1 protein-coding gene is annotated in these 21,320 nt (G+C 72.5%); it reads right to left on the minus strand.

What is annotated here, in order from left to right; translation table 11 throughout:
* Positions 1–18: 18 nt before the first annotated feature.
* A complete protein-coding gene (locus tag Q7X29_RS27595; RefSeq protein WP_316575828.1) occupies positions 19–21,315 on the minus strand; it encodes an SDR family NAD(P)-dependent oxidoreductase in 21,297 nt (7,098 codons plus the stop codon).
* Between the last annotated feature and the right edge of the window lie 5 nt (positions 21,316–21,320).

Consider the following 21,320-nt stretch of genomic DNA (forward strand, 5'->3'; position numbering starts at 1 on the left):
CGCACCCGGCCACGCGGTTCAGGACCCCAGCCAGTCCTCGATGGCGGCGGCGGTATCGGCGGACCCGCTCTCCAGGACGGTGAAGTGGTCGGCCTCGACCGGCACCACCGTGTGCGCCGGATCCCAGGCCCTGGCCTGCCAGTCCGGCCGCTCCGCCGTGCTCGCCAGGAACGACTGCGCGCACTGGATGAGCAGGGCCGGGGTGGCGACCGTTCCAGGCACCATCTCCTGCATCAGCTGGACGTACCAGCCCATACCGGAGAGCCGGGCACTGTCGAATCGGCCGAACTCGGCCTCCCGCGACACCATGTGCTCGGCCATCTCCCGCAGCAGCCATTCGCCACCGTCGTGCACCCGGTAGGTGTCGATCATCGCGACGCCCTCGGGCACCGGACCCTGCGCCGCCTCCAGGTACTCGGTCACGAGGTAGGCCAGCAGCCCACCCGAGGAGTACCCGAGCAGGACGAACGGCTCGCCCTGCGCCGCGTCGAGGACACCGCAGGCCAGCGTCTCCAGTGCCGCCTCCGGGGTCGCGGGCAGGGGCTCGTCGGCCGCGAAGCCGATCGGCGGCAGCACCACGACCTCGCGACCGGCCCGCAATTGCGCGGTGACCCTGGCGTACTGGTGCGCGCCGCCGGTGGCCAGCGGCGGGTTGATGCAGATGATCCGCGGAAGATCCGAACCCGCCGCCAGCCGGGTCGGCGCCGGGAGTTCGTCCAGGTCCGCCGCCGAGGCGAACCGCTCCCGCAGCTGCGCGGCGACCCGCAGCAGGGCGAAGCCGGTGCGGGCCCGACCGCCCTGCACCGCGCCACGGAACATCCCGTACAGCGATTCGTCGGTGCCCGATCGCTGCCCCGGCTGCGCGACCGCGGCCAGTTCCGCGCGCAGGAAGCGGGCCAGCCCCGCCGGTGTCTTCTGGTCGAAGATCGCGGCGGTCGGCAGCGTCAGCCCGGTGGAAGCGTTGAGGGTGGTGCGCAGTTCCATCGCGGCCAGCGAGTCGAAGCCGGACTCGAGGAAGTCCCGCTCGGCGTCGAGCGCGTCGGCGCTCTCGTGCCCGAGCAGTCGGGCGGCGGTCTCGAGAATGTGCTTCTGGAGCCACTGTTCCTGCTCGGCCTCGGACAGGTGCGCCAGCTGTGCGCGCACCGCGCCCGCGTCGGGTGCGCCGCCGCTGGGCCTGCGCCCGGCCCGCCGGACCAGGTCGCCGAGCACCGGCGGCACCGTCGCCCTGGTCCGCAGGACGGCCGGGTCGATCTCGACCAGCACCTGCGCCGGTCGGTCGGCCGCCACCGCGGCATCGAACAGGGCGAGCGCCTTGTCCGCGGCCAGCGGCGGTAGACCCTGGCGACGCATCCGCTGCCGGTCGGCCTCGCCGAGCCACTGCGCCATGCCCGTATCGATGCCCCACAGACCGTAGGCGAGCGAGGTGGCGGGCAGCCCGGCGCCGTGCCGGTGCGCGGCGAGCGCGTCGAGGAACACATTGGCCGCCGCGTAGCCGCCCTGGCCCGCGGGCAGGATCGACCCGGCCACCGACGAGATCAGCACGAAGGCCGACAGCGCGGTATCGCGAGTGAGCTCGTGCAGGTGCCACGCGGCGTCGGCCTTGGCGCCGAGGGAGACGTCGATCTGCTCCGGTGTCAGGGTGTCGACGAGGCCGTTGTAGGCCGTGCCCGCCGCGTGGACGATCGCGCCGAGCGGATGGGCGACGGGGATCGAGGCGAGCAGCTCGGCCACGGCGTCCCGGTCGGCGACATCGCAGGCGGCGATGCGGGCCTGGGCACCGAGCGCCGCCAGCTCGTCGACGAGCCCCGGCGCGGCGTCCGGACCGCGCCTGCCGACCAGCAGCAGGTGCCGCACCCCGTGTTCCACCACCAGGTGCTCGGCGAGGAGACGGCCGATCCCGCCGGTGCCACCGGTGATCAGGACGGTGCGGTCGGGATCCCACGGCGTCGCGCGGTCGGTGGTCGCGACCGCGCGGACGAGCCGCGGCACCCAGGTCCCATCCGCCCGCACAGCCACTTCGGGTTCGCCGGTCAGCGCGGCGGCGACCAGCTGGTCCGTCGGCTGATCCGCGGCGGCCTCGACCAGCACGATCCGGCCGGGGTTCTCGGCTTGCGCCGCTCGCACCAGCCCCCAGACCGCCGCGGCGGCCGGGTCGTTCGCGCTGTCGGTGACCATCGCCAACGTGCTCGCCGCGTAACGCTGTTCCTCCAGGAAGTCCTGGAGGACGCCGAGGGTCCCGTGCAGCGCGGCCCGCAGCCGGTCGGGCGTCTCGGCACCGTCGACCGCTACCCGGTGGACGACGACCGAGGCCGCCGCCTGCGCGTCCCACTCGACCCAGGACGCCGTGGCCGGGGTGAGCGCCGGCCCGGGCCGCCAGCTCATCTCGTACCGCGCGTCCCGCGCGGACCGGGCAGGCGCGGACAGCAGTTCGGCCGACATCGGTCGCAGCGCCAGCGACCCGACCGACAGCAGCGGCGCGCCGGCGGCGTCGGCCATCGTCAGAGTGACGGTGCCCTGGTTGAGCCAGCTCAACCGAACCCGCACCCGCCGAGCGCCTTCGGCGTGCACCCGCACCGACGACCACGCGAAGGGCACGAGCGTTGGCCGCTCGGCGGTCTCGTCGACGCCGTCCGGCAGCCCGAAGGACAGCGCGTGCATGGCCGCGTCGAGCAGTGCCGGGTGCACGCCGTAGCCCTGTGCCGAGGTCTGTTCGGGCAGGGCGACCTCGGCGAAGAGGTCCTCGCCGCGCCGCCACAGCGACCGCAGTCCCTGGAAGGCGGGGCCGTAGTTGTACCCGTGGTCGGCGAGTTCGGCGTAAGCGCCGTCCAGCCGCACCTCGACGGCGTCGGCGGGCGGCCAGTGCGCGAAGTCGGCCCAGGCCGTGGCGTCGGACGCCGCGGCGGGGCGCACGGTGCCCTCCGCGTGGTGGGTCCACGGGATCGACGGATCGTCGTCGTCGCCGCGCGAGTAGATGTCGAGCCTGCGATGACCGTTGTCGTCGCCGTCGCCCACGATGACCTGCAGGTGCGCGCCCGCGTGCCCATCGAAGACGAGCGGCGCCAGCAGCGTGAGTTCCGCCAGCTCCGGGCAGTCGACGAGTTCCGCCGCGTAGGTGGCCAATTCGACGAATCCGGTGCCGGGCAGCAGCACTACACCGAGCACGTCGTGGTCGGCCAGCCACGGATGGGTCGCCGTGGACAGGCGGCCGGTGAGCCGCACTCCGCCGCTCTCGGGCTGCGCCACCAGCGCACCCACCATGGGGTGTTCGGTGGCGCGCAGGCCGAGGGTGTTGGCCTCGCCGGTGCCCAGCGGGCTGGTGGCCCAGAACCGGCGGTGCTGGAAGTCGTAGGTGGGCAGCTCCGTTCGGGTGGCCCCGGTTCCGTCGAGATAACGCACCCAGTCGACGGTCCCGCCCGCGACGTGGAGCCGGGCCAGGCCCGTCACCAGGGTCGTGGGGTCGGCCTTGTCGCGTCGGGTCAGCGGGAGGACGGTGGCGGTGTCCAGGGTCTGCGCCACCATCGGCGTCAGGACGGCGTCGGGTCCGGCCTCGGCGAACCGGGTCACCCCCAGCTCCGCCATCGCGGTGACGGCATCGGCGAAGCGCACCGTGGCCGCGACCTGGCGCACCCAGTACGCCGGATCGGACATCTCGTGCTCGACGCGAGTTCCGGTGACCGTCGACACCAGCGGGATGCCGGGCCGCTGGAAGGTCAAACCTTCGACCACCGAGGCGAAGTCGGCCAGCATCGGCTCCATCAGCGCCGAATGGAAGGCATGCGACACCCGCAGCCGGTGTGTCCGCCAGCCGTTCTCCGCACACACCGCGACCACGGCCAGGACCGCGTCCTCGACACCGGAGAGCACCACCGAGGACGGACCGTTGACCGCCGCGATCGACACCCCGTCCGTCAGCAACGGCAGCACATCGGCTTCCGGTGCACCCACCGCGACCATCGCCCCACCCGCGGGCAACGCCTGCATCAACCGGCCACGCGCGGCGACGAGCACACACGCGTCGGCGAGCGAGAGCACACCCGCCACCTGCGCGGCCGCGATCTCACCGATCGAATGACCGGCCACCACATCGGCGTGCACGCCCCAGGATTCGAGCAGCCGGAACAACGCCACCTCGAACGCGAACAACCCCGCCTGCGCGAACACCGTGTCATCGACCAGTGCGTCGTCGGCCAGGGCCTCGCCCAGCGAAACCGACTGTCCCAGCAGCGGTTCCAAGCGATCGACGATGCCGTCGAAATGCTCGGCGAACACCGGATACACCCGGAGTCCGGCGGCCATGCCCGCCCACTGCGCACCCTGCCCGGAGAACACCAGACCGGTCGATCCCGCGACCACCCGGCCGCTCACCACACCGGGAGCACCCTCGGCTACCGCCCGTGCCCCCGCGAGCAGACCGTCGCGTCCGTCGGCGAGGACCACCGCGCGATGCTCGAACGCTCCGCGCGTGGCGACCAGCGAGAACGCGACGTCGAGCGGATCCTGACCGTGCTCGGCCACATGGTCGGCCAGGCGGGCAGCCTGACCGGCGAGCGCCGCCCCACCGCGAGCGGAGACCACCCACGGTACGACGCCACCGGCCGGAGCGGCCTTCACCGCCAGAGCCGAATCCGCCACCGGCGGGGCCTGTTCCACGATGACATGCGCGTTCGTACCACTGATACCGAAGGACGACACCCCCGCGCGTCGGGGCCGATCCGCGTCCGGCCAGTCGACGGCCTCGGTCAGCAACCGCACGTTCCCCTGCGACCAATCCACCTTGGTGCTGGGCTGATCCGCGTGCAGGGTGCGCGGCAGCACCCCGTGCCGCATCGCCATGATCATCTTGATCACGCCACCCACACCAGCCGCCGCCTGCGCGTGACCGATATTGGATTTCAGCGAACCCAGCCACAACGGACGATCCTCGGCCCGATCCTGACCGTAGGTCGCCAGCAACGCCTGCGCCTCGATCGGATCACCCAACGTCGTTCCGGTGCCATGGGCTTCGACGATGTCGACCTCGGCCGGCGACACCCCCGCATTGGCGAGCGCCTGCCGGATCACCCGGCGCTGCGAGGGACCGTTCGGCGCGGTGAACCCGTTGGACGCACCGTCCTGATTCACCGCCGAACCCGCGAGCACCGCCAGCACCTGATGACCCCGGCGACGCGCATCGGAGAGCCGCTCCAGCACGAGCACACCCGCGCCCTCGGACCAGCCGACACCATCGGCGCTGTCCGCGAACGATTTACACCGCCCGTCCGGCGACAATCCACGCTGACGGCTGAACTCCACGAATGTCTCCGGCGTCGCCATGACGGCCACACCACCGGCCAGCGCCAGATCACACTCCCCCGACCGCAGCGACTGGGCCGCGAGGTGCATGGCCACCAGCGACGACGAGCACGCCGTATCCACCGACACCGCGGGGCCTTCCAACCCGAGCGTGTAGGAGATCCGGCCCGAGACCAGGCTGCCGGTGGCATTGCCGCCGTTGCCCTGCGCGTAGTCGTGGTACATGACGCCGGTGAACACGCCGGTCGAACTCCCGCGCAGCACAGCGGGATCGACACCGGCCCGTTCGAGGGCCTCCCAGGTCGTCTCCAGGAGCTGGCGCTGCTGCGGGTCCATCATCGTCGCTTCGTTGGGGCCGATTCCGAAGAAGTCGGCGTCGAAGTCGGCGGCGGTGTGCAGGAAGCCGCCCTCGCGGGTGTAGGACTTGCCCGCCCGACCGGGTTCCGGATCGTAGAGGCCCGCGATGTCCCAGCCACGGTCGGTGGGCAGCGGCGTGATCGCGTCCCCACCGCGACGGACCAGGTCCCAGAGATCCTCGGGCGAGGCGACGCCACCGGGGTAGCGGCACGCCATGCCGACGACGGCGATCGGGTCACCGTCGGCGGACCTACTCGCAGTGACCGCGACATCCTGACCGGTCCCGGCGAACTCGGCGGCCAGGTAGTCGGCCAGTGCCTGCGGGGTCGGGTAGTCGAACACCAGAGTGGCGGGCAGCGGCAGACCTGTCACCGCCTTGAGCGAGTTGCGGAACTCGATCGCGGTGATCGAGTCGAAACCCAGTTCGCTGAACGCCTTGTCGGCCGCGACCGCGTTCAGGTCCTGATGCCCCAGCACCGTCGCGACCTGGCCGCGCACGATCTCCACGAGCACACCCGGACGTTCACCGTCGGGCGTGCCCGCCAACCGGGTGCGCAGCGCGGTCGCGGCGCCGGAGGCCGCCTTGCGGCGGTGCGGAATCAGGCCGGTGAACAGGGCGGGCGTGGCGAGTCCGGCACCGCGCAGGGCATCGAGATCCATCCGCGCGAGCACCAGTGTGGCCGTGTCGATCCGGGTGGCGGCGTCGAAGAGGGCCAGGCCCTGTTCCGGTGACAGCGGCAGCAGGCCCGAGCGGGCGATCCGCTGTCGGTCGACGTCACCGAGCTCGCCCGCCATGCCGGCGTCCCACATGCCCCACGCCAGCGATGTCGCGGCCAGACCGACGGCGCGGCGGCGCGCGGCCAGCGCGTCGAGCGTGGCATTGGCGGCGGCGTAGTTGCCCTGGCCGGGGTTGCCGAAGGCACCCGCGACCGAACTGAACAGCACGAACGCCTTGAGGGCGAGATCGGTGGTCAGCTCGTGCAGATACACGGCCGCGTCGACCTTCGGCCGCAGGACGGTCGACAGCCGGTCCGGGGTCAGCGAGCCGATGGCACCGTCGTCGAGGACACCCGCGAGGTGGTACACGCCGGACAGTGGCCGCGCCGCGGGGATATCGGCGAGCACGGCCGCCAGCGCCGCGCGATCGGACACGTCACAGGCGGCGAACACGACCTCGGCACCCGAATCCACCAGCGCCGCACGCAATTCGGCAGCCTCCGGACCGGTCTCGCCCCGCCTGCTCACCAGCAGCAGACGACGGACGCCGTGCGCGGCGACCAGGTGCCGGGCGAACAGACCACCCAGCGCCCCACTCGCACCGGTGACGAGCACGGTCTCGTCCGGACCGAACAGCGTCTCCTCGGCGGACGCGCCCGCCGTGGCGGCGGACCGGACGAGGCGCGCGGCGTACACCGCACCGTCGCGCACCGCCACCAGCGGTTCACCGGCGACCAGCAGTCCGCCGATCACGGTGTCCAGCAGTGCATCCGGGGCGGCGTCGACCAGGATGATCCGGCCCGGGTTCTCCGACTGCGCGGAGCGCACCAGACCGCCGATCGCGGCACCGGCCAGGTTCGAGAGGGGCTCGCCCGCCACCGAGACCGCGCCGCTGGTCCGGACGATCAGCACCGATTCCGCGTAGGCGGGCTCGGTGATCCAGGACTGGAGCACGCCGAGGACGTCGCGGGTCGCGGCGTGAACGGCGGCCGGGTCATCACCCGCCGGACAGTCCAGGATCACCGCCGGCGGTACCTGCGCACCCAGGTCCGGCCACGCGACCGTGGCGATCTCGTTGTCCGGCAGCGTGATCGGTGTCCAGTCGATCCCGAACAGCGCCGAGGCGGTGATGTCGGTCCCGGTGGTGAGCTGCGCGGGGTCGATCGGCCGGGAGGCCAGGTGTCGCACGGTCGCGACCGGCGCGCCGGTCGCGTCGGCGAGGTCGATGGCGACCCCGCTCGCGCCGACCCGGACGAGCCGAACACGCAGGGCGTCGGCCCCGGTCGCGTGGACGGTGACGCCCGACCATTCGAACGGCAGCGCGATGCCCGCGCCGTCCGAAGGCAGATCACCGGCGACCCGCAGCGCGTGCAGGGCGGCGTCGAGCAAGGCCGGGTGCAGGCCGAACCGCTGCGCGTCCACGCGGGCCTGATCGGGCAGCGCGAGCTCGGCGTAGACGGCATCGCTGTCGCGCCAGACCGCGCTCAGCCCACGGAAGACCGGTCCGTAGTGGTAGCCCTGCCCGTCGAGGGTGTCGTAGACGCCGTCGAGGTCGACCACGGTGGCACCGGCGGGCGGCCACTGGGTGAGATCCACCGGCACGGTGTCGCTGCCCGCCGCGAGCACGCCTTCGGCGTTGACGGTCCACGTGGCCGTCGCGCCGTCGGGACGCGAGAAGATCCGCACGGCGCGTCGGCCCGGCTCGTCCTCGGCACCGACGACGACGCGCACCGCGACACCCGCGGCGTCCGGCAGCGTCAGCGGAGCCCGCAGGATCAGCTCCGCCAGGGTCGGGCAGCCGACCTCGGCGCCGGCCTGCAAGGCGAGCTCGACGAACCCGGTGCCGGGGAACAGCACCGTGTCCAGCACGGCGTGGTCGCCCAGCCAGGGCTGGGTCCGCGTCGACAGCCGTCCGCTCAACGCGACGGCGTCGGTCTCCGGCTGCGCGACCACCGCCGATACCAGCGGATGAGCACTGGCGACGAAGCCGAGCGCGCGGGCATCACCACCGGGCGAACTGTCGGTCAGCCAATAGCGTTGACGCTGGAAGGCATAGGTGGGCAGGTCGACGCGGCGCGCGCCGGTCCCGGCGAACATCGCCGCCCAGTCGACCTCGGCACCGGACACGTACAGCCCGGCCAGTCCGGCCGACAGGGTGACCGCGTCGGCGTGGTCGCGGCGGGCCAGGGCCACCATCGTGGTGGTTGTCTCGACGATCTGGCCGATCATCGGCACGAGCACGGCGTCCGGCCCGACCTCGGCGAACCGGGTGACCCCCGCGTCGATCATCGTGGCGACCGCGTCGGCGAAGCGCACCGTGTCACGGACCTGGCCGACCCAGTAGGCCGGATCGGACATCTCCTCGCCGACCCGATCGCCGGTCACGGTCGACACCAGCGGCAGGCTCGGGCTCGCGAAAGTCAAACCCTCGACCACCGAGGCGAAGTCGGCCAGCATCGGCTCCATCAGCGCCGAATGAAACGCGTGCGAGACTCGCAGACGGTGTGTGCGCCAACCGTTCTCACCGCATGCCTCGACCACCGCGCGTACCGCAGTGTCGACACCGGAGAGCACAACGGACGACGGGCCGTTCACCGCGGCGATCGACACCCCGTCGATCAGCAACGGCACCACGGCGGCTTCCGGCGCGCCCACCGCGACCATCGCCCCACCCGCGGGCAACGCCTGCATCAACCGGCCACGCGCCGCCACCAACGCACACGCGTCAGCGAGCGACAGCACCCCCGCCACGTGCGCGGCCGCGATCTCACCGATCGAATGACCGGCCACCACATCGATTCGCACACCCCAGGACTCGAGCAGCCGGAACAACGCCACCTCGAACGCGAACAACCCCGCCTGCGCGAACACCGTGTCGTCGACCCGATCGGGATCGGCGAGCGCGTCCGAGAGCGAAACCGGCTGCGCCAGTAGCGGGTCCAGCTGCGCGACGATTCCATCGAATTGCTCGGCGAAGACCGGGTAGACGCGCAATCCGGCGGCCATGCCCGCCCACTGCGCACCCTGGCCGGAGAACACCACACCCGTCGAACCGGACACCACGCGACCGGTCACCACAACCGCGAACGCTTCGCCACGGCCCAGCGCGGCCGCACCGGCCAGCAGATCTTCCCGCTCGGCGGCCAGCAGCACGGCGCGATGGTCGAATCCGACGCGCGAGGTCACCAGCGAGAACCCGATATCCACCGCCGCCGCGTCCCGCCCGGTCACCTGCGATGCCAGGCGGCTCGCCTGCTCCGCGAGCGCCGCGTCGCTGCGCGCCGACAGCACCCACGGCAGCACACCGCCGACGGGCGCGACCGGTTCCGCGGGCACGGGCGCCCCCGGCGCGGCCTCGACGATGACGTGGGCATTGGTCCCGCTGATCCCGAACGACGACACACCCGCGCGCCGCGGCCGATCCACCTGCGGCCACGCGACCGACTCGGTCAGCAACCGCACCTCGCCCTCGGACCAATCCACCTTCGTGGAGGGCTGATCCACGTGCAGGGTCCGGGGCAGCACGCCGTGGCGCATCGCCATGATCATCTTGATCACGCCACCCACACCGGCGGCGGCCTGGGCATGGCCGATGTTCGACTTCAACGAGCCCAGCCACAGCGGACGATCCTCGGCCCGATCCTGGCCGTAGGTCGCCAGTAGCGCCTGGGCCTCGATCGGGTCACCCAACGTCGTTCCGGTGCCATGGGCTTCGACCGCGTCGACCTCGGCCGGGGAGACGCCCGCATTGGCCAGCGCCTGCCGGATCACCCGGCGCTGCGACGGGCCGTTCGGGGCCATCAAGCCGTTGGACGCGCCGTCCTGGTTCACCGCCGAACCCGCGAGCACCGCCAGCACCTGGTGCCCGTTGCGGCGGGCGTCGGACAGCCGCTCCAGCACCAGCACGCCCGCGCCCTCGGACCAGGCCACACCGTCGGCCGCCTCGGCGAACGACTTGCAGCGTCCGTCCGGGGACAACCCGCGCTGACGGCTGAACTCGATCAGCGTCTCCGGCGTCGCCATCACCGCGACACCACCGGCCAGCGCCAGGTCACACTCCCCCGACCGCAGCGACTGCGCCGCCAGATGCATCGCCACCAGCGACGACGAGCACGCCGTATCCACCGACACCGCAGGGCCTTCCAGCCCCAGGGTGTAGGCGATCCGGCCCGACACCAGCGAGCCGGTGACATTGCCGCCGTTGCCCTGCGCGTAGTCGTGGTACATCACGCCGGTGAACACACCGGTCGAACTCCCGCGCAGCTCCGGCGGATTCACCCCGGCGCGTTCCAGCGCCTCCCACGACACCTCCAGCAGCAGACGCTGCTGCGGGTCCATGGCGATGGCCTCGTTCGGACTGATCCCGAAGAACTCGGCGTCGAACTCGGCCGCCGAGTACAGGAACCCGCCACGGCGGGCGTAAGTCTTGCCGGGCGTGCCGGGAACGGGGTCGTAGATGCCGTCGATGTCCCAGCCACGATCGTCGGGCAGGTCACCGCTGGTGTCGGTACCCGAGGTGACCAGGTCCCACAGGTCCTCGGGCGAGGCGACGCCGCCCGGGTAGCGGCAGCTCATCGCGACCACGGCGATCGGGTCGTCACCGGCCGACCGGCTGGCGGTGACCACGACGTCCCGGCCGGTTCCGGTGAACTCCTCGGCCAGGTACTGGGCGAGGGCCTGCGGGGTCGGGTAGTCGAAGACGAGGGTGGCGGGCAGCGGCAGCCCGGTCACGGCCTTGAGGCCGTTGCGGAACTCGATCGCGGTGATCGAGTCGAAACCGAGTTCGCTGAACGCCTTGTCGGCCGCGACCGCGTTCATGTTCTGGTGCCCGAGGATCGCGGCGACCTGGCCGCGCACGATCTCGACCAGCACGCCCAGCCGTTCGCTGTCGGGCGTGCTCGCCAACCGGGTACGCAGCGCGGTCGCCGTGCCGGTGACGGCCTTGCGACGCTGCGCGATCAGACCGGAGAACAGCGCGGGCAGGGCGAGACCGTGACCGCGCAGCACCTCCAGATCGAGGCGGGCGACCAGCGGCGCGGCGACCTCGGTACCGGCCACCGCGTCGAACAGGGCCAGACCCTGCTCGTCCGACATCGCCAGCATGCCCGAGCGAGCCATCCGCTGTCGCTCGACCGCACCGAGCTCGGCCGCCATGCCGCCGTCCCACATGCCCCACGCCACCGAGGTACCGGGCAGACCGGTGGCCCGGCGATGGGTGGCGAGCGCGTCCAGGAAGGCGTTCGCGGCGCCGTAGTTGCCCTGACCGGCATTGCCGAACGCACCGGCCACCGAGCTGAACAGGACGAACGCCTTGAGCGGGAGGCCGGCGGTGAGCTCGTGCAGGTGCGCGGCGGCGTCGACCTTGGGGCGCAGGACGGTGTCCATACGGTCCGGGGTCAGCGCGGCGATCGCACCGTCGTCGAGGACACCGGCGAGATGGAAGACGCCGGACAAGGGCTGTGCCGCGGGGATATCGGCGAGCACGGCGGCCAGCGCCGCGCGGTCGGCGACATCGCAGGCGACGAACTCTACCTCGGCACCCGAATCCTCGAGCGCCGCGCGCAATTCGGCGGCACCCGGGCCGGACTCGCCCCGCCTGCTGAGCAACAGCAGGCGCCGGACACCGTGCCGCGCCACCAGGTGCCGGGCGAACAACCCGCCCAGCGCACCGCCGGCACCGGTGAGCAGCACGGTCTCCTCGGCACCGAAGAGCTCGGCGTCCGCCGAAGTGTGTGCCGCAGTGGCGATTCGAGTGAGCCGGGCGACGTGGACCACACCCTCACGCAGCGCGACCTGCGGCTCGGCCGTGTCCAGAATCCCGCCCAGGGACGCGTCGGTGTCGGCCGAATCGGCGTCGAGCAGGACGATCCGGCCCGGGTTCTCGGCCTGGGCTGCGCGCACCAGGCCACCGACCGCGGCGCCGGCGAGGTTCGTGATGTCCTCGCCCGCCACCGACACCGCGCCCACGGTCCGGACCACCAGGACCGCGTCGGCGAAGCGCGCCTCGGCGCCCCAGTCCCGCAGCACCGCGAGCACCTGATGCGTGGCGGCGCGCACAGCGGCGGGATCATTGCCGCTCGGGCTGTCGAGCACGACCGCGGCAGGCACCTGCTCGCCGAGGTCGGCCCACGACACCGCACCGATCTCGGCGTCGGACACCGTGATCGGGGACCACACGACCTGGAACAGCGCGGAGGAGACAACGGACGCACCCGTGGTGAGCTGCGCCGGATCGATCGGCCGTGCTGCCAGGTGCCGCACGGTCGCGACGGGCGCGCCGGTCGGGTCGGTCAGATCCAGCGCGACCCCGTGGTCGCCGACCCGGGTGAGGCGGACGCGCAGCGCGTCGGCGCCGCTCGCGTGCGCGGTCACCCCGGACCACTCGAACGGCAGGGCCAGCTCGCCGCCCGCCACGGTGGCATCGCCGGCCAGCCGCAGGGCGTGCAGGGCGGCATCCAGCAGGGCCGGGTGCAGGCCGAAGCGCTGGGCCTCGGCCCTGGCCTCCTCGGGCAGCTCGACCTCGGCGTAGAGCAGACCGTCGGCGCCCCGCCAAGCCGCGCGCAGAGCCTGGAACGTCGGGCCGTAGTGGTAGCCCTCCTCGTCGAGCGCGTCGTAGACGCCCTCGACGGGGAGCGCGGTGGCGTCGGCGGGCGGCCACTGAGCGAACTCCGCCGGGGCGCTGTCGGTGTCGGCCGCCAGGACGCCTTCGGCATTGAGGGTCCAGGCCTCCGCGTCGGCGTCGTCGTCGGGGCGGGAGAAGATCCGCACCGCCCGACGGCCCGCCGGGTCCTGCGCGTCGACGACGACGCGCACCGCGAGTCCACCGGAGTCCGGCAGCGCCAGTGGCGCCCGCAGCGCCAGTTCCGCCAGAGTCGCGCAGCCGACCTGATCGCCCGCGTGCAGGGCGAGTTCGACGAATCCGGTGCCGGGGAACAGCACCGTGTCCATGACCCGGTGATCAGCGATCCACGGCTGCGATTCGGTCGAGAGGCGGCCGGTGAGGGTCACCGCGTCGGAGTCCGGCTGCGAGACGACGACCGAGGCGAGGGGATGCCCGGTGGCGACGAGACCCAGGGCCTTGGCGCTGGTCCCGGTCGTGCCTTCGGTCAGCCAGTAACGGCGCCGTTGGAAGGCGTAGGTGGGCAAGTCGACTCGGCGTGCACCGGTACCGGCGTAGAGCGCGGCCCAGTCCACCTCGCCGCCGACGACGTACAGCCCGGCGACCGCGCTCAGCACGCCCGCGGCGTCGGCGCTGCCGCGGCGGGCCGTCGCCACGACGGACGCGTCCTCGACGATCTGCGTGATCATCGGCACGAGGACAGCATCGGGCCCGACCTCGGCGAACCGGGTCACCCCCGACGCGGCCATGGTGGCGACGGCGTCGGCGAAGCGCACCGTGTCACGGACCTGGCCGACCCAGTACGCCGGATCGGACATCTCCTCGCCGACCCGATCGCCGGTCACGGTCGACACCAGCGCGATACTCGGCGCGGCGAAGGTCAAACCCTCCACGACCGAGGCGAAGTCGGCCAGCATCGGCTCCATCAGCGCCGAATGGAAGGCATGCGAGACCCGCAGCCGATGGGTACGCCACCCACGTTCGGCACACACTTCGGCCACCGCAGCTACCGCAGTGTCGACACCGGAGAGCACCACCGCCGACGGTCCGTTCACCGCCGCGATCGACACCCCGTCGACCAGCAACGGCAGCACATCGGCTTCCGGTGCGCCCACCGCGACCATCCCGCCACCCGTGGGCAACGTCTGCATCAACCGGCCACGCGCCGCCACCAACGCACACGCGTCAGCGAGCGACAGCACCCCGGCCACCTGCGCGGCCGCGATCTCACCGATCGAATGACCGGCCACCACATCGATTCGCACACCCCAGGACTCGAGCAGCCGGAACAACGCCACCTCGAAGGCGAACAGACCCGCCTGCGCGAAGACGGTCGCGTCGATCCGCGACTCGTCGTCCATGGCCTCGCTCAGCGGAACCCGCTGTCCGAGAAAAGGTTCCAGCTGGGCGACGATCCCGTCGAACTGCTCGGCGAAGACCGGGAAGGCTCGCAGTCCGGCCGCCATGCCCGCCCACTGCGCACCCTGGCCGGAGAACACCACACCCGTCTTGCCCGCCACCGCCCGGCCGGTCACCACACCCGGCAGGATGTCGGCACGACCCAGCGCCTGCGCGCCGGCCAGCAGACCCGCCCGATCGGACGCGAGTACCACGGCCCGATGATCGAACGCGACGCGTGCCGTCACCAGCGACAGGCCGACATCGACCGCGTCCGAATCGTGCTCGGCCACATGGGCGACCAGATTGACCGCCTGATCGCCGAGCGCCGCGCCGGTGCGCGCCGACAGCACCCACGGCAGCACGCCACCGGCCGGGACAGCGGTCTCCACCGGGGCGGCCTGCGCCGCGTCGGGTGCCTGCTCGAGGATGAGGTGCGCGTTGGTGCCGCTGAGCCCGAAGGAGGACACACCGGCACGACGCGGCCGATCCAGCGCGGGCCACGGTGTCGGTTCGGTCAGCAGCCGAATGTGGCCCTCGGACCAATCGACCTTCGTGCTCGGCCGATCCACGTGCAGCGTCTGCGGCAGTACCCCGTGCCGCATCGCCATGATCATCTTGATCACGCCACCCACACCGGCGGCGGCCTGCGCGTGACCGATGTTGGACTTGAGCGAACCCAACCACAGCGGACGATCCTCGGCGCGATCCTGGCCGTAGGTCGCCAACAGGGCCTGCGCCTCGATCGGATCACCCAACGTCGTTCCGGTGCCATGCGCTTCGACCGCGTCGACCTCGACGGGCGAGACTCCGGCATTGGCCAGGGCCTGCCGGATGACCCGGCGCTGCGACGGGCCGTTGGGCGCGGTCCAGCCGTTCGAGGCACCGTCCTGGTTGACCGCCGACCCGGTGATCACGCCGAGCACCTGGTGCCCGTTGCGCTGCGCGTCCGACAACCGTTCGAGCACCAGTACGCCGGCGCCTTCGGCCCAGGCGACCCCGTCGGCCCCGTCGGCGAACGACCGGCACCGCCCGTCCGGCGACAGCCCGCGCTGACGGCTGAACTCGAGGAACATGTCCGGTGTCGACATCACCGCCACACCACCGGCCAGCGCCAGATCACACTCCCCCGACCGCAGCGACTGCGCGGCCAGATGCAGCGCGACCAGCGACGACGAGCATGCCGTATCGACCGTGACGGCAGGCCCTTCCAGGCCGAACACATACGACACCCGGCCGGAGACCAGGCTGCCGCCCGCGCTGTTACCGGTGCCCGCACCCTGCGCGTAGTCGTGGTACATCACGCCGGTGAACACACCGGTGGCGCTGCCCCGCAGGCCCGCCGGGTCCAGCCCGGCCCGCTCGAGCGCCTCCCAGGACACCTCGAGCAGCACGCGCTGCTGCGGGTCCATCGTCAGCGCCTCGTTCGGGCTGATGCCGAAGAATTCGGCGTCGAATTCCCCTGCGGAATAGAGGAATCCGCCCTGCCGGGTGTAGGTCTTCCCGGCCTTGCCCGGTTCGGGGTCGTAGATGTCGTCCAGGTCCCAGCCGCGATCGGTGGGCAGACCTCCGGTGGCGTGGCCGCCCGAGACGACCAGTCGCCACAGGTCTTCCGGCGAGGTGACCGCACCCGGGTAGCGGCAGCCCATCGCGACCACCGCGATCGGCTCGGCGTCGACCGTCCTGGTCGCGGTGACCGCGACCTCCGCCACCGTGCCGGAGAGCTGGGAGTCGACGAACTCGGCGACCGCCTGCGGGGTGGGGTGATCGAAGATGAGGGTGGCGGGCAGCCGCAGGCCGGTCGCCGCGTTGAGCTTGTTGCGGAACTCCACCGCGCCGAGTGAGTCGAAACCGAGTTGCTGGAAGGCGTGGTGCGATTCCACCGCCTCGGCCGTGGCATGCCCGAGGACCTCGGCCGCCACCGTCTGGACGAGGGCGAGCAGGGTGCTGTGCCGGTCGGCGTCGGACAGCCCGGCCAGTTTCTGCGCGAAGGCGCGGCCCGCGCCGCTGCGGGCGCTGGTGCGGCGCACGGGAATCGGCGCGATGCCGCGGAGCAGGGCGGGCAGCTGCTCGCCCCGGGACCGCAGCACGGCCGGGTCGACGCGCAGGGCCACCAGCTGGGCGGTCTCGGTCGCGACGGCCGCGTCGAACAGGGCCAGGCCGTCGGCCTCGGACAGCGGCGGGAACCCCTGCCTGCGCATCCGGTCGAAGTCGTCCGCGGACAGCTCCGCGCCCAGCCCGCTGGTGCGTACCCACAGGCCGTAGTCCACCGAGGTCGCGGGGAGCCCGGCGGCGCGGCGGTGGGCCGCCAGCGCGTCGAGGAAGACGTTCGCGGCGGCGTAGTTGGCCTGGCCCGCGGTCAGGACCAGCCCGCCGACGGAGCCCAGCAGGACGAACAGCGACAGCGGCTGATCGCGGGTGAGTTCGTGCAGGTGCCAGGCCGCGTCGACCTTGGGCCGGAACACCCGGTCGAACCGTTCCGGTGTCATCGCCTCGATCACGCCGTGGTCCGCGGTGGCGGCCGAATGCACCACGCCCACCAGCGGCTGTTCGGCGGGAACCGACGCGAGCAGCGCGGCCAGCGCGTCACGGTCGGACACGTCGCACGCGGCGACGGTGACCTGGGCGCCGAGCTCGACCAGTTCGGCGCTCAGCTCGGCGACACCGGGCGCGTCCCGGCCGCGCCGCGAGGTCAGCAGCAGGTGGCGGACACCGTGCACGGCCACCAGGTGCCGGGCGATCACCGCGCCGATGCCGCTGGTGCCGCCGGTGACCAGCACCGTGCCGGACTCGATCGGGCGCGCGACCGCACCGGGCGCGTGGCGGGTCATCCTGGGCACGAGCAGGGTGGTGCCGCGCAGGGCAGCTTCCGGTTCGCCGGCCGCGCTCGCCGCCGCGACGGCCGACGGCTCGTAGTCGCCGTCGAGATCGAGCAGCTGGAATCGTCCCGGGTGTTCGGCTTGCGCGGCCCGCAGCAGGCCCCACACCGGCGCCTGGGCCAGGTTCACCCGATCGGTCGCACCGATCGTGACGGCATTGCGGGTGAGCACCACCAGGCGAGCGGCGACCAGGCGCGGGTCCGCCAGCCAGCGCTGCACCGTGTCGAGGGCGGCGGTGATCGCCGCGCGCACGGCCGCGGGCGGCGCGCCGTCGTGGTCGGCGCAGTCGTACAGCACGACCTCGGGAACCGCCGGATCCTCGGCGGCGTCCAGGTCGGCGAGCAAGGCGTCGACATCGGCGAAAGCCGCTGTTGTGTCGGCACTTCCGGTGCCGAGCACAGCCACCCGACCCGGCTCGGTCGCGGGCAGCGGGACGCCGACCCAGTCGATGCCGAACAGGGCCTCCGAGATCTGGTCGGCGCCGAGGCGTTCGGCCGACACCGGCCGCGAGACCAGGGCGCCCACCGACAGCACCGGCAGGCCGTGCTCGTCGGCGACCTGCATCGAGTGGCTACCGGTGCCCCGCACGATGCGCACCCGCACCGACGCCGCGCCGCTCGCGTGCGACACCACCCGGTTCCAGGTGAACGGCAGTTCCGGCGCGGCGACTTCACCCCGGCGCCGGGCTTCGACGATGCCGACGTGCAGTGCCGAGTCGAACAGCGCCGGATGGATCAGGAACCCGTCGGCATCGCGGCGATCGGGCAGCGCGACCTCGGCGAACAATTCGTCACCACGCTGCCACGCCGCCTGCAAGCCCTGGAAGAACGGCCCGTATTCGTAACCCGCTTCGAGCAGTTCGTCGTAGGCGCCGTCGATGACCAGCGGCTGGGCGCCCGCGGGCGGCCAGGCGATGAGGTCGAAATCGACGTCGGACTCCTCCGGGGCCAGAACGCCCTCGGCGTGGATCGACCACGGCCCGCCCGCGATCTGACGCGAGTGCACACTCAGGCGTCGGCGTCCGGCCGCGTCGGCGTCGGACACCACCACCTGCACCGAGACACTCCCCTGCGCGGGCAGGGTGAGCGGAGTGTGCAGGACGAGTTCGTCCACCACCGGGCAGCCGACCAGACCGCCCACATAGCAAGCCAATTCGACGTAGCCGGTACCCGGCAGCAGCATCACGCCGAACACGCTGTGGTCGGCCAGCCACCGCACCGAGTCCACCGACCAGCGGCCGGTGAAACTCACCGCGCCCGATTCCGGATGGGCCACCACGGCACCGAGCAGCGGGTGCTCGGCGATCTCGAGCCCGACCGAGGTGGCGCCGCTGAGGTCGGCGCCCAGCCACGACTCGGCGATCACCCGCTTGGCGTCGAGCCAGAACCGCTCGTGCTGAAAAGCGTAGGTGGGCAAGTCGACTCGCCTGCCGCTGGCGACCGGGCCGGCCCACGCCAGCTCCCCGCCGGACACGAACAGCGCGGCCACGCCGGCCAGCACCGACGACGCGTCGGCCTGGCCCTTGCGCGCCAACGGAACCATCACCGTGGCCTCGGCATCGGCGGCCGCATCGTCGAGGGTCTGCGACACCATCGGGGTCAGCACCGCGTCGGGCCCGACCTCGGCGAACCGGGATACCCCCAGCGCCGACATGGTGGCGACCGCGTCCGCGAAGCGCACCGTGCCCCGGACCTGGCCGGGCCAGTACGCCGGGTCCGACATCTCGTCGGTGACTCGCGCGCCGGTCACTGACGACACCAGCGCGATGGTGGGCCGCGAGAACGTCAATCCCTGGACCACCGCCCCGAATTCGGCCAGCATCGGATCCATCAGCGCCGAGTGCGACGCGATCGAGATCCGCAGCCGGTGCGTGCGCCACCCGCGCTCGGCACAGGCGTCCTTGGCGGCGAGGACCGCCTCCTCGACACCGGAGAGCACCACCGACGCCGGACCGTTGACCGCCGCGATCGACACCCCGTCGGTCAGCAAGGGCAGCACGTCGGCTTCCGGCGCCCCCACCGCGACCATCGCCCCACCCGGGGGCACCGCCTGCATCATCCGGGCGCGCGCGGCCACCAGCACGCACGCGTCGTCGAGCGACATGACCCCGGCGACATGCGCGGCGGCCACCTCACCGATCGAGTGACCGGCCACCACATCGGCCCGCAGGCCCCACGATTCGAGCAGCCGGAACAGCGCCACCTCGAACGCGAAGACACCGGCCTGGGTGAACACCGTGTGGTCGAGCAGGGTGTCGTCGTGCAGGGCCGCGCGCAGCGACTCCGGTTGGGCCAGCAGCGGTTCCAGCCGGGCGACGATCGCGTCGAAGTGCTCGGCGAAGACCGGGTAGACCCGGAGTCCGTCGGCCATGCCCGCCCACTGCGAGCCCTGCCCGGTGAACAGCACGCCGGTGGTGCCGGGGACGGCCCGGCCGGTCACCACGCCGGGAACCCGGGTGTCCGCGGCCAGGGCCCGGACACCGGCCAGCAGGGCGGCGCTGTTCTCGCCGAGGACCACGGCGCGGTGGTCGAAGACGCCACGGGTCGAGGTCAGTGAGAAGGCGACATCGCGCGGATCCAGCGCGGGCGCCACGGCCGCCAGGCGGGCCGCCTGATCGCCCAGCGCCGCGCCGCTGCGGGCCGACAGCACCCACGGCAGCACCCCGGGGACCGGGGCCGGTTCGGGCTGCTCCGGCGCAGGCGGAGCCTGTTCCAGGACGAGGTGCACGTTGGTGCCCGCGACACCGAACGAGGACACCCCCGCTCGACGCGGCCGGTCCAGCGCGGGCCAGGGCACGGCCTCGGTCAGCAACCGCACGTGCCCGGCCGTCCAATCGACCTTGGTGCTGGGCTGATCCACGTGCAGCGTCTTGGGCAGCACACCGTGCCGCATGGCCATGACCATCTTGATCACGCCACCCACACCGGCGGCGGCCTGCGAGTGCCCGATGTTGGATTTCAGCGAGCCCAGCCACAGCGGGCGGTCGGCGTCGTGGTCCTGACCGTAGGTCGCCAGCAGCGCCTGTGCCTCGATCGGATCGCCCAACGTCGTTCCGGTGCCGTGCGCTTCGACGACGTCGACCTCGCTCGCCGTGACGCCCGCGTTGGTCAGCGCCTGGCGGATGACCCGCCGCTGCGAGGGACCGTTCGGGGCGGTCAGACCGTTGGAGGCGCCGTCCTGGTTCACCGCCGACCCGGCGATCACCGCGAGCACCTGATGACCGTGGCGCTGAGCGTCCGACAGCCGCTCCAGCACCAGCATGCCCGCGCCCTCGGCCCAGCCGACGCCGTCGGCGGCCTCGGCGAACGCCTTGCAGCGCCCGTCCGGGGAGATGCCGCGCTGCCTGCTGAACTCGATCAGTGTCTCGGGGGTGGCCATCACCGCGACGCCACCGGCGAGGGCCAGATCGCACTCGCCCGACCGCAGGGCCTGGGCGGCCGAGTGCATCGCCACCAGCGACGACGAGCACGCGGTGTCGACGGTGACCGACGGCCCTTCCAGGCCGAGGACATAGGAGATCCGCCCCGACGCGACGGCGCCGGCGTTCGCGTTGGCCGGATAGTCGTGATACATCATGCCGACGTAGACGCCGGTGCTGCTCCCGCGCAGCGCGGCGGGATCGAGCCCGGCCCGTTCGAAGGCCTCCCACGAGGTCTCCAGCAGCAGGAACTGCTGCGGGTCCATCGTCGCGGCCTCCTTCGGGCTGATCCCGAAGAACGCCGGGTCGAATTCGCCCGCGGCATGCAGGAACCCGCCCTCGCGGGTGTAGACGCTGTTCGGCCGCTCGCCGGTGTGGTCGTAGAGGCGCTCGGCGTCCCAGCCACGGTTCACCGGGAACTCCGAGGCGGCGTCCACCCCGTCGGCGACCAGCCGCCAGAGGTCCTCGGGCGAGGCGACGCCGCCCGGGTAGCGGCAGGCCATGCCGACGATCGCGATCGGCTCGCGCAGGGCGGCGTCGAGCTTGCGGTTGCGGGCGCGCAGCCGCTCGGTCTCCTTGAGCGAGACCCGAAGGGCGTCGGCGAGTTTCTGAATGTTGGTGTCGGGCTTCGTCATCGCCG

The organism is Nocardia canadensis (assembly GCF_032656385.1).
GTDB lineage: Bacteria > Actinomycetota > Actinomycetes > Mycobacteriales > Mycobacteriaceae > Nocardia > Nocardia canadensis.

Excerpts from the sequence above, each read along its gene's own strand:
- Q7X29_RS27595 (WP_316575828.1), bottom strand. The coding sequence starts at position 21,315 with ATGACGAAGCCCGACACCAACATTCAGAAACTCGCCGACGCCCTTCGG.